Raw genomic sequence first — 14,138 nt, forward strand, 5'->3', positions numbered from 1 at the left:
AGGGTCTGGCGCAAAGTCATGGTGGCGATCTAGCTGATTTGGGTTAACGGCTTCTTTGGGCTGGCCTTAATGTCGGAATTCTTGACAGAATCCGGATACGCCGTGCGCACGTTAACCACCAGACTAACCGGAAAACTTCGATTCCATATCGTTTGGCACGGCGATTGCTTGTTCTCCCGGTAACCAATTTATGCGCTCAGGTCTTACTTCCGATCGGCCTGTTGGTGCTCGCAAACGGATTAGGGGATATGGGATGAAAACGGCAATCAAGACCACTGCGATTGCGCTGGCTGCGACGACTATGGTGGCAACTGCACCTGCTTCGGCAGCAATCTTCGAGTATGAAATGAGCGATGGTGATATCCTGACCATCGACAGCGAAGCAGGGACCGGAACATGGATTGGTGATGACATCAATGTATCGTTCGAAGGCGCTGACCTTAAAGGTTTCCAGGGCGGCAACAATCCCAGCTTCAATTTCACGCTTTCCAACATGACGGGGACGCGAACCATCCGTGGTCAAGAATTCACTCCGACAACTCGCAACGGCAATCGCACTCACCCATGGGTGATCAAGACGCAAGGCAGCGGCCGTATCAATCTCTGGTCGTGGTGGGGCAACCCGGTTGTGGCTGGCGACTATGTTCGCGGAATCGCTGACTATCGGGTTGTTGATGTACCAGCGCCTGGCGTGCTCGGCTTGTTTGGTCTTGCTCTCGTAGCGCTCGGTCTTGGCCGTCGTCGCCGCAAGGCCGCCGCTGCTTAAGAAGTTAGTCTCACAGAATTGGTCCTTCTGTAAGTGCAAGAGCGCCTCGTCGGAACCTCCGGCGGGGCGCTTTGCTTTTTTGGATAACCTTAGACGTGATCCTAGACCCGTGCACACAGTTGCCGGACGCTTAAACCTGTCACGGGATCGCGCCAAGCTGGGGCGATTTCATTGGCTGGCTTCAAAACAAAGTCGCGAGACCTGAATTCAGGGTGCGGGATAGTGAGCAAGGGCTCAGCAAACACCCCGCCGCTCCACAGCACGATGTCGAGATCAAGCACACGGTCGCCCCAGCGCCTGCCCTGTCTGCGCCCAAAGGTGCGCTCAATTTGCTTGAGCCCTTTGAGAAGACTTGGCGGATCGTATTCGCTTTCGAGCACAAGAGCTGCATTGGCAAAGCGGCGCCGCGCCGGCCCTAGCGGGTCGGTGGCAATCACTCTCGAACGGGCAGTGACTGTGCCAAGGGCTGCGAGTTCCTCCATTGCCACACGCACTACATCGCGTGGGAAACCGTAGGAATGATGCCGCTGATTGGAACCCAGCGCGACCAAGTAGGAGCTGCTCAAGGGTACTTCACTCAAACATCTTCTGCGATACGGCCGTAAAGCTGCGGGCGGCGGTCTCGGAAGAAACCCATGCCAGCACGATGCTTCGCAGCGCGCACCAGATCGAGTGTCGTGACCAGCACGCCCTCTTCGTCAGCGCCAAATGCATCGACCAGATCACCCCATTCGTTGGAGATGAAGGAGTGACCGTAGAAGCTTTGTTCGCCTTCCTTACCAATCCGGTTGGATGCGACCACTGGCATACAGTTCGAAACCGCATGGCCGACCATGGCTCTGCGCCACATGCGGCTTGTATCGAAATCCGCATCATAAGGCTCGGAGCCAATCGCGGTCGGGTAGAGCAGCACCTCGGCTCCCTGCAATGCCATTACGCGCGCGCATTCGGGGTACCATTGGTCCCAACATATGCCCACGCCGATGCGGACATTTGCGCCGTCATCGCCGGACACATCCCAGGATTTGAACCCGTCATTGCCAGGCCGGAAATAGAACTTCTCCTCGTACCCCGGCCCATCAGGAATATGGCTTTTGCGATAAGTACCCATGATTACCCCATCGGGCCCGATCATCGCGACAGTATTGTAATAGTGGTGCCCATCGCGCTCGAAGAAGCTTGTGGGGATTGTCACCTTAAGCCTCGCCGCCAGTGCCTGCATCGCGCTAACGCTGGGATGCTCGGCCGTGGGCCGGGCCAGCGCAAACAGCGCTTCGTCCTCTTCACGGCAGAAATAGGAGCCCGAAAACAGCTCAGGCGGCAAGATCAGCTTGGCCCCACGCCTCGCGGCCTCTTCTACAAGTGCAGAAACAGCCGCGATGTTTGCCGATTCATCCGGACGGGAAAGTGATAGCTGTAAGGCGGCAACAGTGAGAGTGCTCATGCCGCCGCCCTTTAGAAGGTTAGTCCGTTTTGCGGAACAACAAAGTCATCCGATCGCTCTCACCAATGGCGCGGTGGCGAGCCATTTCTTCTTCACTCTGACGACCAAATCCGAACGAGGGTGGAAGCGTCCACACACCGCCTTCATAATCGGCCGTGTCATTGGGGTTGGCGTTAACTTCGCTTTCGGCAGCAAGTTCAAAACCATTGGCTTCAAACATTTTTACGACAACGTCCTGTGGCAAATAGCCACGCTGGCGAGCAACATAATCGTCCCATGATGCCCCTTCTGGTGCCCGGTGCTGAACCACACCGACCATGCCATCATCTTTGAGCATCATGCGCGCAGCCTTGATCACATCATCAGCAGTGTTGCTGATGTTCAGACCGTGCATCGAACGGAAGATCAGAACACGGTCGACAGTGCCTGCGGCCTCTTCGGGCATTTCATCAATTTCAAAAGCCATGACATCTTCTGCATCGACACCCATCCCATCGGCGATGCTCTGCTTGAAGTTCTCGGTCCATCCTTTGGAACGGGCTTCTTGAGCGCGGGTGTTGTAAGTGCGCGCATCGCTGTCCCCGTTAAAGGCGATGTAGGTGCCCGCCGGCATCACATAGGGCGCAAGTACGCGGGTGTACCAACCTCCGCCTGGGGCATATTCGGCGACTGTCATAGTTGGCTCAACACCAAAGAATGCGAGGGTTTCTTCCGGATTGCGATATTGATCACGCGCACGGTCATCATCACGACGCTCGTGAGTCAGAACATCGGAAAGGCTTGGCGCTGCGGCTTCAGAGTGTTCGTCGGCAATAGCGGGGGTGGCGACAGCGAGCATGGCAGAGCCAGCGGCGAGCAAGCCTAGCGGGGCAATAAACTTAAGTTTCATGGGTCGGGATCCTCTCTAAGTGAACTCTCTGTTTGTAACTCTAGGGTTTGACAGGCGCATGACAAGAGATGCGTAAAGGTCTTTCGGAAATAAGCTGTCGTTCCTATGTCTTGGCGCAAGAAAACTATCGGAGACAATATGGAACAGGCAATTATCGCAGGCGGATGCTTTTGGTGCACCGAAGCGGTCTTTCGCGATGTCGTGGGTGTGAGCGAAGTTGAGAGCGGTTATATCGGCGGCACCGTCGCAAATCCGACCTACAAGCAGGTGTGCACCGGCTCCACCGGCCACGCCGAAGGGATACGCGTGACCTATGACCCCTCCGCCATCAGTCTCGCAGAGATCTATGACGTGTTCCTTGGAACGCATGATCCAACCCAGCTCAACCGTCAGGGCAATGATATAGGCACGCAGTACCGCAGCGCCATTTTCCCGCTTTCCGCTGCGCAAGATGAGGAAGCACAGGCTGCGGTCTCCCGCTGGAATGATGAGAATGGAAAAACGGCGGTGACCACCATCGAGGGCCTCGAAGGCGATGCACAAACTGCTGTTTGGTATCCTGCCGAAGACTACCATCAGGAATATTGGGACGGCGAAGGCCAGCGCAATCCATACTGCCTCGCGGTGATCCCGCCCAAGATCATGAAACTGCGCAAGAGCTTTCAGAAGTATGTGAAGAGCTAGAGGCTAAGGGCCGATGGCGCAGCAACATCCCACCAATCCTTATTCCTGCGCGCACGAGGTACAGAAGGATGGAACGGTCGCGTTTGAATGCTCCCAAGATGCGAAGGCAAACCCATGGTTAACCCTGCCCCCGCATCATCCAGTGGTGGTCCAAACGCAAAGCTTCTGGACAGCCGTGGGTGCGGCAAGTGCCTTGCAAGGGTGGGAAAAAACCAAGTGGACGGCGCTCACCTGGATTGATTGGGAGCTTGGTGATGCAAGCGCAGGTCATGCCACGCGCGGCGTGTATTGCCGCGATGGCCAGGATGACAGCCTCGGTTATTTCCTCGATCTGTTTAACAAAGACGGCGCGAAAGTGGTCTCCATCCACGGACGTGGTGTGGTTTTTCGCAATCGCAATTTCGAGAAATGGCGCAAAACCTCGAAGGAAGAAGCGCGCAAGTCTACGCAGTCATCGGCCTTCACATATTCCGGCCGAGAGGTTTTGGGATTGGTCAAAGACGAGCGCGCCTTTGTCGCGCCCTATCAATCGGAAAACTCGCATGTCGATGTATTGGTTACGAAGGAAAACGGGCTGCCACCAGGCAATCCGCTCATTGGCGGATCGGGCGACCATGTGAACTCGACCCATTTGCACGAAATCGCACGCCAAGCGTTGTTCCTAATCAAGGGCCGCACGGATATCGACACCAGTGGTGAGATGACGATGAAACGCTACGTCGAGCTGGGCACGCCCGGGCGGCTGAAGATCACGTCGAACGAGGCGGACAGCATAGGCTTCGAGCTTGAGCAGCTTGGTAAGCCGTGTGCCGAAATTACTCTGCGCTGGTAGTCCAGCGACCAACGAAAAAGCCATCCAGCCCGCCTCGATCGGCCAACATTCCGGGATGGGTGCGCAGCCAGCCTTCCTTTGAAGGTTGCAGACCTGAGGGAAGTTCCTCTGGCTTTATCGGCAATTGGGTTAGCCCGAATGTCTCGTCAATCCAGCGAGCCATCGCCTCGCCCTCCTCCGGTTCAAGCGAACACACCGCATAAATGAGCAGGCCGCCGGGCTTGAGCCAGCCGATAGCCCGCTCGACCAAAGCACGTTGAACCTCGACCATCTCAGCTATCTGGCGCGCGCCGATGCGATGGAGCACATCAGGGTGACGGCGACAGGTGCCAGTCGCGGAGCAGGGCGCGTCCAAGAGTATCGCATCGAAATGGTTCTTGGGTTCCCATTGGAGCGCGTCAGCTCTCACAGCGGATGCCTTGAGGTATGTACGCTTAAGGTTGTCTTTGAGCACGCCCAAACGCCGCTTTGATATATCGAGCGCCGTGACACTCCACCCATGCGCGCTCAATGCCATAGTCTTGCCACCGGGGGCGGCGCATAGGTCGAGGACATGCTTGCCCTTGCCCTCTCCAAGCAATCGCGTGGGAAGTTGGGCGGCCAAATCCTGCACCCACCATGCGCCTTCTTTGTAGCCTTCGATCCTTTCAATCGGCGTGCCGCGCGGCAGGCGGATATGGCCTGGAGCGAGGCTTACGCCGCCCAACTTTGCCTGCCATTGATCGGTTTCATCGGTTTCCTTCAGATGCAGGTCAACCTCGGGCGGAAGGGCAAGACCATGCGCCATCTCCGGCCAGCGTTCTCGAATTCGTTGCGGCAAGGTTGGCACATCTGGGAGAACCACCTCGCGCTTGGTCAGGGTCGAGAACACGCCATGAGCCAAGCGCCTCGGACCACCAGACAAAAGCGGCAAGCCCGTGGCAATCACTGCATGAGGCGGTGTCTCCAGCCGCAACGCTTGGGCCAACATCAAGCGCAGCACACTGCGCGGCTTTGCATCATCTGGAAGCGGCTTCTTGGTCGCGCTGTCGATCAGCGCATCGAGATCGCTCAGCCACCGCAAAGCCTCTCCCGCTATGGCCCTAGCCAATGCCTGATCCGGCGCCTTCCTCACATCGCGCAAAGCGGCAGGCGCGGCCTGCTCGAGGGTTTCCCCCCGGCGCAGCACCGCATCGAGCATCTTGAGCGCGGCTCTTCGCGCGTGAATTCCGGAAGGTTGTGCCATTGGCGGCTCGCTTAGCGCTCCTTGAAACAAAGCGCCACTTTGCGCATTTGATAAATACGATGACCACAGAGAAATCCCCTGAAGCCAAAGCCTTCAAGAAACCCAAGCATTGGACTAATGATCCGGTGCCTAAGCCTAAGGCGGTCGATCCGGACAAGGATGAACCGCGCGACTTGTCTCCCACGCGCTATGGCGATTGGGAGAAAGACGGGATTGCCTGGGATTTTTAGAGTTTCTTGTTTCTCGCACCCGCATCCGCGGGTGGATCCTCGCTAGACGGCCTTCGGCACCGTTGCCTCACAACTTCTTGAATTCGATCTTCAAGCCATCCTTAGGCTGCGGGATTGGCCAAGGCTGCCATTCGGGTGAGTAGCCCTGCTCGGCTTCGATCCGATAGCGTTGCAAGAGCTGCGCAAGCAGGATCTTCACTTGCATATAAGCAAAGTGAAGCCCCAGACACATATGCGCGCCGCCACCGAAGGGAACCCAGGCATATTTGTGGCGCGCCTTCACCTTATCCGGTGTGAAGCGCATCGGATCGAAGGTGTAGGGATTGTCCCAATATTCGTCTGAATGGTGGGTCCAATAGATGTTGATCCCCACCGCTTGGCCCGCAGGAATGCGATAACCTCCAAACTCAAAATCCTTAAGCGCTCGTCGCGGCATCGACGGCACCGGCGGCATCATCCGCATGGTTTCCTTGAACGCCATTTCCGTAAGCTCAAGCTTGCCAAGGTCTTCATAAGAAAGCGGGCGCGGGTTGCCGTCTGCATCGGGACCGCCGGTGACGGCAAAAATCTCTTCGCGCAACTTTTCCTGCCACGCTGGCTGGGTCGCGAGGTAGTACATGAAGGATGTAGCCGAGGAGGTGATGGTGTCATGCGCCGCCATCATCAGGAAGCTCATGTGATCGACCACGGCATCGACTTCGAGAAGTGATCCATCTTCTTTTGTTGCGGTCGCGAACTGGCTGAACATGTCCTGCCCACCACCCTCTTTGCGCCGGCGGATCACTTCGCGGTTTAGAAATTCAACCATATAGGCGCGACCATCCACCCCCTTCTTCATCTTGGTGAAGGGCAAGGGTTTGCGAACCGGTGCGACAGAAGCCTGGACCATATCAACAAAAGCGGTGTTGATCTTGTCTGCCTCTGGTCCCCATGGGATGCCAAGGAAACTATCAGCCGCAAGGTCAAGCGTGAGGCTTTTGATTGCCGGATTGAACCGCATCGGCCCTTCCCAACCAGCAACTTCGCGCGCGATGCCGGAATTGAGCGAGCCGCAATAATGACGCATCGGCTCTGGTTTGAAAGCAATCGAAAGCGCCCGCCGATCAATCCGATGGTGATCAAAATCGAGCAGCATTAACCCCCGTGGGAAGAGCTGATCGAGCACAGGCCCCCAACCTTGCTCGCTCGAGAAAATCTTGTCCTTGTTAAACAAAACCAGCTCATTGGCTTCCGCCCCAATCAGCGAGACATGCCAACCGCCAAACGCCTTGGTTTTGTAGACTTTGCCATAGGTTTCAACCATCCGGCGCGTAAAACCATGTGGGTCAGCCAATTGCTTGAATGTGTTGCCGACCAGAGGCAGACCTGCCTCGCCCGGAATGTGAGCGATGTCGCCATCCGTTGGAACGCCGTCGCTCCAATGCGGGAACTCGCTTGGCTCATCGATTGCGGGTTGTGGCTTGGCTAAAGTCGCCATGGTGTGGTCTGCTCCAATGGGGAAATTCAGTTCAGGAATGCAACTTATCAAATCGAATGCCCGTCTGGAAGGTCGAATGTCAGACCCAGCCAGAAAGCTCGCGCTGAATCAGTGCTTCGAGCATCTTCACACCCGGACCCGAGACATTTAGGCATTCGAGCACGGCGAACTCTTCGCCGCCCGCTTCGAGGAATTCATCCCGCCCTTCGAGAGCAAGTTCTTCGAGCGTTTCGACGCAATCGGCTGAGAAGCCGGGAGCTGCCACGACGAGGCGCTTGGTTCCCTTTTTACCTTCAGCTTTCAATGTGTCATCGGTGGCTGGCTCAAGCCATTGCGCCGGGCCAAAGCGCGACTGGAATGTGGTTTCAAACCGCACACCTTCCCATTCGGGCCGGACCTCCAGACGTTCGCGCAAAAGCCGCGAGGTTTTTTGACAGTGGCAGTGATACGGATCACCTTTCTCAAGCGTCCGCAGCGGCATGCCGTGAAAGCTCAAGAGCATAACCTCAGGTCGGAACGGGAGCGCGCTAACTTGGGCAGTCAAATCATCTGCCAGCGCGGTCAAGTAGAGCTCTTCATCGTGATAGGGCGGCAGGAACCGTAAGGCTGGCTGCCAGCGCAAGCCTTTAAGCACACGCGCGACTTCGTCAAAAACGGTCGCGGTCGTGGCTGCTGAATATTGCGGGTAAAGCGGTGCGATCAGAATGCGATCACAGCCCCTTTGGATCAGCTTATTGAGCTGCGTATCGAGCGATGGATTACCATAGCGCATGGCATAATCAACGATCACATTGTCGCCATACTGGCTCGCAATCGCCTCCGCCTGACGCGAAGTGATATCCGCAAGCGGCGAGCCTCGGTCGGTCCAAACCTTGGAATATGCAGCGGCGCTTTTCGCAGGACGCGTGTTCAAGATGATGCCGCGCAAGATCGGCTGCCATGCGATCGAAGGAATTTCGATAACGCGCGGATCGGACAAGAATTGCCTGAGATAGCGCTTTACCGAACCCGGATCAGGCGCATCAGGTGTCCCCAAATTGACGAGAAGCACGCCAACGGAGCCGCTCGCAACGGGCGGGTGATCATTCGGGAGATGTTGGTCTTGCCAAGTCATTTGTGCTGGGAACGCTTCAAAATAGAATTCGGGTCCGAGCGTGGCGGCAAAACCAATCGAGTTTGCCGCGATCCCCACGCAACATGATTTGAGCCTAAAGCCCACCAGAAAGTAGGGGCAGTCGCCTCAACCGCAAGCCTGTAGCCGAAAAGAGAGCATTCGCAATAGCCGGGGAAACCACAGCTGCACCCAATTCACCCGGATCAACGGTGCGGGCGGCGCTCGGCAGGAAGTCGACAATAACTTCAGGGCAATCCGCAAGTTTGGGTAGCCCGAAGTCCGCATATTCAAAGCTTTCTGGCAAACCTCCGCGCATTACCGGTGAATGGCCTAGCGCAATGCCAAGCCCAAACAACAGCCCGCCTTCGATCTGCTGCCGAGCAATATCGAGATTGACAATCCGCCCGATATCAACCGCTGCCGCTAAGCGCGCAACCCGAAGCCCGCCCTCGCCGCGCCGAGCCGTAGCAACGCACGCAATCCTCCCACCTGTTTCGGGGTCTCCTATTCGGTAGCAGGCCAACCCCTGTCCGCTTTGGTCCTGACCACCACCCCATTCCGCAAGCGATGCCGCACGCTGGAGACAGGCGGCGAGGCGGACATCAGAACCCAGCATCGACATGCGGTAGGAAAGCGGTTCGCGCCCGCTTGCTTCTGCGATTTCATCGACAAAGCTCTCAATGCCAAAAGCGCTGGCGATATGAGCATTGCCGCGCACTCGCCCTGTAGGATAGCCAGTCTCCACGGGAATATGGCGCACAGTTACGCTGGGAAGCTCATAAGCCGGCACAGCCCCTTCGAGGGCGAGGGCATCCTTCTGTCCCGTGGTCTCTCGAATCGCGGCCCAAGGGGTCAAATTATCGAACAGCCGCTTCCCGAATTCATGCGTAGATGGTGGAGTGGCAACCCGCAGTTTGAGCGCGTCGATCGCGCCACTCGTCTGTCCGCCTTCGTCGCCGCCTGCCAATTGCGCGCCGATCAAGGTGTAGACAGGTGCTGAAGGCCGTGATCGGATGACCTCCTCGCGCCGCGACCAAGTTAGCTGAACCGGGCGCTCCAGCTCCTTGGCGATCTGCGCTACCTCAATAGCGTGATCATGCTCGAGGCGCGCGTCAAAGCTGCCGCCGGCTGACATCGGATAGAGCGCTACATCTTCAATGCTCAGCCCGACCGCCTTGGCCGCAGCCGAACGCGCTTGTTCTGGTGCTTGAGATGCGATCCACAGCTCCAGCCGTCCATCGGTGTATCGCGCCACCGCACTAGCGGTCTCAACCGGCGCAGCGTGGAACGCGTTGACCTCATAGCGTCGCGCCATATCAACGCGAGTCATCGCCTCTTCGCCGAAGCCAGTTTCAGCAATCTTGAAGCTGTCACCAGAGCTCAAGAGCGTGTCGAGCCTTGCGGTGATATCGTCGCTGTTAACGGGAAAATCGGTCTTGAATTGCGGTACCATCGCTTGCAGAGCGCGATCTGCCGCCCACCACGTCGTGGCCGCGACAGCTAACCAACGTTTGTTTCGAACAACTCCGACAACGCCAGAAATACCGCGCGCGCCATCAGGATCGAAATCGGTAAGCTCGCTGCCATTGTTTGGCCCATGCCGGATCGCAGCATAGACCATACCGGGAAGCCGCACATCGCCCGCAAATCGATGAGATCCATCGACCTTCGAAGGCAAATCAATACGCGGTGGAGAATTGATGTCCGGCACATCAGGATCGTTTCCAGCCAGATTCCCGCTTGATGGCTCTGGACGCAAGGGCGGAGGATCGGGTGGCGATTGCTCGGCAGCGCCAACGGCAAGCTCGCCAAATGTGGCGCGATTATCGCCCCAACTGACGATGCCATTGGCTACCTCGCACTCTTCCCATGTCGTGCCCCAACGCTCTGCCGCTTCCATTGCGAGCACGGCTCGCGCAGCAGCAGCTGCCTCTCTGGCAGGCATTTCATAAGCTACCAACGAGGTTCCATCAGCCGTGGCGGTAAACGCTTTTGACGTTGCAAAACGCTCAGCGAGCACCGCATCGCTGGTCTCAGACAGGCCAGCAGCAAGTGGGTCCCAAAGACCGATCCACCGTTCAGCAAGCTTCGTATTGGGATAAGCAGCTGCAGCCGCGGCGGGCTCTACTGCAATCTGGCGCCAGTCTGCGCCCAATTCCTCGGCGACTATCTGAGGCAAAAGCGTGGTGATCCCTTGTCCCATCTCAAGCTGGGGCACGGCGACCGTAACCACCCCGTCCTCAGCCACTTTGAGCCACGCGCCCAACACATGCTCGCCTCGCGCCGCAGTAAGTGGATTGGGATAGTTCCGCGGTAAAGCCCACCAGGCGACGACCAAGGCGCCACCAATGGCAGCGCCTCCGATCACACCTCGTCGGGTTATCTGCATTGCACCTATATCTTCCCTTGTGTGATCCAGCGGTCAAGCGCGCTCGCGATCGCCAAGAAGGGAGCTGCGCCCTCATCGTCACCGGCCGCGGGTGGCTTGCCCGCATCGCCTGCGAGCCGCGTTTCGATAGTGAGTGGGATACGACCCAAGAAGGGAATCTCAAGCGCGCCTGCAAACTTCTCCACGCCGCCTTCACCGAAGGGGTTCGAGACATGCCCGCATTCAGGGCAAGCATAACCCGCCATATTCTCAACCAGGCCAATGATCGGCACGTCGCCATCTTCAAAGAGTTGACCAGCCCGCGCAGCATCAAGCAGGGCCAAGTCCTGCGGGGTCGAAACCAAAACTGCTCCATCAGGCTTGCTATCCGCCATCATCGATATCTGCACATCGCCCGTGCCCGGGGGCAGATCGATCAACAGGAGCTCTGTATCGTCCCACTTCGCATCGACGATCTGAGTGAGCGCTTTGCCCGCCATCGGTCCTCGCCATGCGAGCGCTTTTCCCTGCGCCACAAGATTACCCATAGAGAGCATTTTGACACCATGGGGGCTTTCCACCGGCACCAGCTTGTCGCCATCCGCTTCTGGCTTTGCATTTTCTGTGGCGAGGAGGCGCGCCTGGGAGGGACCGTAAATGTCTCCATCGATCACTCCGACCTTGCGACCCATCTTAGCCAAAGCGACCGCGAGATTGGTGGTGAGGGTTGATTTGCCCACTCCGCCTTTGCCAGAACCCACTGCGATTATCATGCGGCGGCGGCGATCCGCGATAAGAGCCACGCGCACCTCTTCGACTTGCGTTAGCCCGCCAAGCGTATCTTCGATAAGCTTCTCAAGCTCTTCACGTGCCTTGGCACCCAGATCACCGGCTTCGGCCACCACGATAGCGCGACCCTCTTTCAGCCTTGCCGAGCGCACGCGGCCCTGAATCTCAATCGGCAATGCTCTCCGCAAAAGGGCTTCGTCTTGCTCCAAATTGGCTTGTGTGTTCTCATCGCTGCTCATGGCTTTGGGCCTCTAACATCAAAATCCGTGTTTCAACCCCTGTTTTTCCTGCAAACGCATCCTATAGAAAGAACATGCGAATTTTTGACGGTTTCAGAAAACAATTCGGCCTCGCGATGGCTGGCAAGAAAAACCCTTGGGGCAAACCCGGCGGAAGTGGGGCGGATTCTGGCGGGAATGAGTCTTCGGGAGACAATTCAGAAGGCCCCCGCAATCCTTGGCTCCCGGGCGGAGGCGGCGGAGACAAACCGCGTCGCTCTGCCAGCATCGAAGACATCTTTAAGAATAAAGGCCCCGAAGGTCCGCGCCGTGCAGGCGGAGGTGGAGGCCCTTCACTTCGTTTCCCTGATCGTCCCGGAGGCGGCAGCTGGCTACCCATTGCATTGGTCGCAATTGCCGCCGTTTGGGTCCTCTTTTCAAGCGTCCACTTCGTTCAGCCCGGCGAGCAGGCAACCGTCACCCGATTTGGCGGCAAGTATGTCGGCAGCTTCTCGCAAGGCACCAACTGGTCCTATCCTTATCCAATCAGTATCGTCGAAATAGAGAACGTTGAAGCCGCCCGTATCGAAGAAGTGCCAAGCAAGCTTATCCTGACAGGAGACCAGAACTTGGTCGATCTGTCATATTCAGTACGCTGGAACATCAACGACATTTCCTTGTTCCAATTCCAATTGGCAGATCCTGTGGAGACCGTGCGAGAGGCGGCGGAAACCGCGATGCGTTCATCGGTTGCTGAGAAAACGCTCGATACGGTCATCTCAGGTGAAGGTCGCGCAGACATTCAGGCCAATGTCCAAACCCGAATGCAAGGCATACTCGACAGCTATGGTGCCGGGATTACCGTGCTTGGTATCGAAGTAGACAAGACCGATCCGCCCGAAAGCGTAGTCGAGGCGTTCAATGACGTTCTTGCAGCGCAACAGGATGCGGAACGTGAATTGAACGGTGCTCGTCGTTATTCACAGCGGCTGCTGGCCCGCGCAGAGGGTGATGCCGAACAGTTTAATCAGATTTACGGCGAATATCGCCTCGCCCCGGAAGTGACGCGCCGAAGGATGTATTACGAGACAATGGAAGCCGTGCTTTCCCGGACTGACAAAACCGTGATCGACGCCGATGGCGTGACCCCGTATCTGCCACTGCGCGAGGTTGAGCGCCGCTCGGCCCAGCCAACAACTCCAGCGACGGAGGGGCAGTAACATGGAAAACATTTGGACCCGTTTCAAACTGCCAATCATCGCAGCAGGCGTTCTTCTTGTCGGGGTTGCCTCGACGCTCTTTGTGACGCCTGAGACCAAACAAGCGGTCATCATTCGCACAGGTGAGCCGCAAGACATCGTCAACATGTACGATCCCGAAGACCCCTTTGGTCAGACCGGAGCCGGTATCTGGTGGCGCATTCCCTTCGTTGACCGTGTGCAAATGGTCGAGCGCCGCGTGCTTGATCTTGATATGGACAATGAACAAGTACTCACCAGTGATCAGCAGCGTCTTCGCGTAAACGCCTATGCGCGCTACCGGATCATTCAGCCGGTCACCATGATTGAGCGTGCCGGCGACGAATCGCGCCTCAACGTGCAGCTTGCCCGGATTTTGCGTTCGGCCTTGCGTCAGGAATTGGGCCGGCGGACCTTCGCCAGCCTTCTGACAGCAGAGCGCGGCAGTGCGATGACCCAGATTCGTGAAACACTCGACACACAGTCACGTGAATATGGCGCGCAGATCATTGATGTACGGATCAAAGCGGCTGACTTGCCCGAAGGAACGCCATTGCAAGCGGCCTTCACCCGGATGATTTCCGAGCGGCAAGAGCAAGCTGAGACCATCCGTGCACAGGGACGCAAGAACGCGCAGATTATCCGCGCACAAGCCGATGCGCAGGCTGCATCAACCTATGCAGACGCCTATGGCAAAGACCCGGATTTCTACGATTTCTATCGCGCCATGGAGAGCTATCGTCAAACCTTCATCAATGGAGACGGCGACAGCACAATGGTGCTTGACGCGGACAATGAGTACTTCAATCAGTTCAACGGGCAATAATTAGGGCCAATAAGCGTGGCCAATGATGCGCATAGGTT

General features: G+C 57.2%; 14 protein-coding genes. 6 read left to right on the top strand and 8 right to left on the bottom strand.

The annotated features are described in order from the left end of the window. The first annotated feature begins 253 nt into the window (after positions 1–253). Entirely contained in the window at positions 254–766 is a 513-nt protein-coding gene (locus tag Q0778_RS07710; RefSeq protein ID WP_298307766.1) for a PEP-CTERM sorting domain-containing protein, read from the top strand. A 101-nt stretch (positions 767–867) separates the two neighbouring features. On the opposite strand, the gene folK is transcribed toward Q0778_RS07710, so the two are convergent. From folK to Q0778_RS07725, 3 genes are read right to left on the bottom strand one after another with little or no spacing between them, the layout of a single operon-like run. Continuing rightward, positions 868–1,332 (bottom strand): 2-amino-4-hydroxy-6-hydroxymethyldihydropteridine diphosphokinase, encoded by a 465-nt coding sequence (gene folK / locus Q0778_RS07715; protein ID WP_298335247.1) that lies wholly within the window; start codon positions 1,330–1,332, stop codon positions 868–870. Between the two features lie 11 nt (positions 1,333–1,343). Beyond that, on the bottom strand, positions 1,344–2,210 hold the full coding sequence (aguB, locus tag Q0778_RS07720) for an N-carbamoylputrescine amidase (RefSeq protein WP_298307760.1): 867 nt from the start codon (positions 2,208–2,210) through the stop codon (positions 1,344–1,346). A 19-nt stretch (positions 2,211–2,229) separates the two neighbouring features. Next, positions 2,230–3,099, bottom strand: coding sequence for a hypothetical protein (locus Q0778_RS07725; protein WP_298335249.1), 870 nt, complete (start codon positions 3,097–3,099; stop codon positions 2,230–2,232). Between the two features lie 138 nt (positions 3,100–3,237). On the opposite strand from Q0778_RS07725, the gene msrA reads away from it, so the two are divergent. Then, on the top strand, positions 3,238–3,783 hold the full coding sequence (gene msrA / locus Q0778_RS07730) for a peptide-methionine (S)-S-oxide reductase MsrA (protein ID WP_298307755.1): 546 nt from the start codon (positions 3,238–3,240) through the stop codon (positions 3,781–3,783). Between the two features lie 13 nt (positions 3,784–3,796). After that, a complete protein-coding gene (locus Q0778_RS07735) occupies positions 3,797–4,615 on the top strand; it encodes a hypothetical protein (protein ID WP_298335251.1) in 819 nt (272 codons plus the stop codon). Here the strand turns inward: Q0778_RS07735 and Q0778_RS07740 are convergent. Next, entirely contained in the window at positions 4,599–5,840 is a 1,242-nt protein-coding gene (locus Q0778_RS07740) for an RsmB/NOP family class I SAM-dependent RNA methyltransferase (RefSeq protein ID WP_298335252.1), read from the bottom strand. The genes Q0778_RS07735 and Q0778_RS07740 overlap by 17 nt on opposite strands. A gap of 59 nt (positions 5,841–5,899) precedes the next feature. Here Q0778_RS07740 and Q0778_RS07745 point away from each other — a divergent pair, with 59 nt between their 5' ends. Further along, a complete protein-coding gene (locus Q0778_RS07745; RefSeq protein WP_298307744.1) occupies positions 5,900–6,070 on the top strand; it encodes a DUF1674 domain-containing protein in 171 nt (56 codons plus the stop codon). A gap of 67 nt (positions 6,071–6,137) precedes the next feature. Here the strand turns inward: Q0778_RS07745 and Q0778_RS07750 are convergent, their stop codons facing one another. From Q0778_RS07750 to Q0778_RS07765, 4 genes are all read right to left on the bottom strand, one after another. Continuing rightward, entirely contained in the window at positions 6,138–7,547 is a 1,410-nt protein-coding gene (locus tag Q0778_RS07750; RefSeq protein WP_298335254.1) for a cytochrome P450, read from the bottom strand. 79 nt (positions 7,548–7,626) lie between these two features. Continuing rightward, positions 7,627–8,661, bottom strand: a complete 1,035-nt coding sequence (gene hemH, locus Q0778_RS07755; protein ID WP_298335256.1) for a ferrochelatase — start codon at positions 8,659–8,661, stop codon at positions 7,627–7,629. A 94-nt stretch (positions 8,662–8,755) separates the two neighbouring features. Continuing rightward, a complete protein-coding gene (locus tag Q0778_RS07760; protein ID WP_298335258.1) occupies positions 8,756–11,050 on the bottom strand; it encodes a molybdopterin cofactor-binding domain-containing protein in 2,295 nt (764 codons plus the stop codon). 5 nt (positions 11,051–11,055) lie between these two features. After that, the gene (locus Q0778_RS07765; RefSeq protein ID WP_298335260.1) at positions 11,056–12,057 is read right to left on the bottom strand and encodes an Mrp/NBP35 family ATP-binding protein; all 1,002 of its coding nucleotides are present in this window, start codon (positions 12,055–12,057) and stop codon (positions 11,056–11,058) included. Between the two features lie 74 nt (positions 12,058–12,131). On the opposite strand from Q0778_RS07765, the gene Q0778_RS07770 reads away from it, so the two are divergent. Then, positions 12,132–13,256 (top strand): protease modulator HflK, encoded by a 1,125-nt coding sequence (locus tag Q0778_RS07770; RefSeq protein ID WP_298307727.1) that lies wholly within the window; start codon positions 12,132–12,134, stop codon positions 13,254–13,256. Position 13,257: 1 nt separating this feature from the next. After that, positions 13,258–14,100, top strand: coding sequence for a protease modulator HflC (locus Q0778_RS07775; RefSeq protein ID WP_298307723.1), 843 nt, complete (start codon positions 13,258–13,260; stop codon positions 14,098–14,100). The last annotated feature ends 38 nt before the right edge of the window (positions 14,101–14,138 follow it).

This window comes from uncultured Erythrobacter sp., from assembly GCF_947502395.1.
Classification (GTDB): Bacteria; Pseudomonadota; Alphaproteobacteria; order Sphingomonadales; family Sphingomonadaceae; genus Erythrobacter.

Coding starts and splice junctions, on each gene's coding strand:
- Q0778_RS07740 (WP_298335252.1), bottom strand. CDS start 5,840: ATGGCACAACCTTCCGGAATTCACGCGCGAAGAGCCGCGCTCAAGATG.
- Q0778_RS07770 (WP_298307727.1), top strand. CDS start 12,132: ATGCGAATTTTTGACGGTTTCAGAAAACAATTCGGCCTCGCGATGGCT.
- Q0778_RS07775 (WP_298307723.1), top strand. CDS start 13,258: ATGGAAAACATTTGGACCCGTTTCAAACTGCCAATCATCGCAGCAGGC.
- hemH (WP_298335256.1), bottom strand. CDS start 8,661: ATGACTTGGCAAGACCAACATCTCCCGAATGATCACCCGCCCGTTGCG.
- Q0778_RS07735 (WP_298335251.1), top strand. CDS start 3,797: ATGGCGCAGCAACATCCCACCAATCCTTATTCCTGCGCGCACGAGGTA.
- Q0778_RS07760 (WP_298335258.1), bottom strand. CDS start 11,050: ATGCAGATAACCCGACGAGGTGTGATCGGAGGCGCTGCCATTGGTGGC.
- Q0778_RS07750 (WP_298335254.1), bottom strand. CDS start 7,547: ATGGCGACTTTAGCCAAGCCACAACCCGCAATCGATGAGCCAAGCGAG.
- Q0778_RS07710 (WP_298307766.1), top strand. CDS start 254: ATGAAAACGGCAATCAAGACCACTGCGATTGCGCTGGCTGCGACGACT.
- Q0778_RS07745 (WP_298307744.1), top strand. CDS start 5,900: ATGACCACAGAGAAATCCCCTGAAGCCAAAGCCTTCAAGAAACCCAAG.
- Q0778_RS07725 (WP_298335249.1), bottom strand. CDS start 3,099: ATGAAACTTAAGTTTATTGCCCCGCTAGGCTTGCTCGCCGCTGGCTCT.
- aguB (WP_298307760.1), bottom strand. CDS start 2,210: ATGAGCACTCTCACTGTTGCCGCCTTACAGCTATCACTTTCCCGTCCG.
- Q0778_RS07765 (WP_298335260.1), bottom strand. CDS start 12,057: ATGAGCAGCGATGAGAACACACAAGCCAATTTGGAGCAAGACGAAGCC.
- msrA (WP_298307755.1), top strand. CDS start 3,238: ATGGAACAGGCAATTATCGCAGGCGGATGCTTTTGGTGCACCGAAGCG.